The sequence below is a fragment of the Bowmanella yangjiangensis genome, assembly GCF_017255015.1.
Taxonomy (GTDB): Bacteria; Pseudomonadota; Gammaproteobacteria; order Enterobacterales; family Alteromonadaceae; genus Bowmanella; species Bowmanella yangjiangensis.
This window is the reverse complement of record NZ_JAFKCS010000351.1, coordinates 1-819: the sequence shown is the minus strand read 5'-3', so window position 1 is coordinate 819 and position 819 is coordinate 1. Positions and strand designations below refer to the sequence as shown.

Here is an 819-nt window from a genome sequence, read left to right as displayed (position 1 = left end):
CGTCAGTGAGTTGGTCTCGGTGGCGTGCTGGATGGTCGATACCAGGCCGACCTTCTGGAACGGCAGGCCACTGCCGTATTCACGCGCCTTGAGGTGACCACCGATCACCACCGTTTCTTTTTTGATGGACATGGGTCACTTCTCCTCGGCTTTGGCGACGACTTCCAGGCCTTGCAGCCACTCGCGCTGACGCGCCGTCACCTTGATCTTTTCGCCCGGCTGCAGCTCTTTGCCGGCATGGGTGTGGGGCTTGGCGAGGGTGACCTCGACGCGCTCCGGGGCCTTTTTCTGGGCGGCCGCATCCCCTGCCTGCACGGCAGTGTCTTTCTGGGTCATGGGGTTACCTTTCGATGATGGTGTGCAGATGCACGGGGATGAGCACGCGGGCGGTCGGCTCGCCTTGCCCGGGCGGGTACTGCTCAGGTGCGCCCACCGTGATGCCGGTGATGCCAACTGGCATCCAGCGCTGACGGGCGCTGCTGGTGGGCGACAGTGCAAGCAGCATGTCGCGCTCCAGGTCGTCTATGGCGTCTTCGTAATCGGTGAGAGGAGCCGAGATGACACCGACAACAGAGAAGCCGCTGTACTTGATCAAGCCGTCAGGCCCTGGCTTGGGGGCCAGGTCCTTGCCCTTCTGGACGCAGATCAGCGGCAGATTCTCTTTCTCGGTCTCCAGCACCTCGTTCACCCACCCCGTTTTCACGTTGTGGCCGGCGTTGGTGCTGTAGCCGTTGGCGGCGGTGATGGACTGCAGGTGCTGCACTAGGGCCTTGCGGCCCAGGCTGATGGGGTTGGGCTTCATGGCTTGACCTCCATACA

2 protein-coding genes are annotated in these 819 nt (G+C 62.9%); both read right to left on the bottom strand.

Annotated elements, in window-relative coordinates; genetic code table 11:
- Positions 1 to 135 precede the first annotated feature (135 nt).
- Positions 136 to 336: a DUF7210 family protein gene (locus J0A65_RS24480; RefSeq protein ID WP_037053277.1), complete on the bottom strand. Its 201-nt coding sequence runs from the start codon at positions 334 to 336 to the stop codon at positions 136 to 138.
- A 4-nt stretch (positions 337 to 340) separates the two neighbouring features.
- The coding region (locus J0A65_RS24475; protein WP_206596857.1) for a hypothetical protein at positions 341 to 819 on the bottom strand (479 nt) is incomplete at its 5' end.

Coding starts and splice junctions, on each gene's coding strand:
- J0A65_RS24480 (WP_037053277.1), bottom strand. CDS start 336: ATGACCCAGAAAGACACTGCCGTGCAGGCAGGGGATGCGGCCGCCCAG.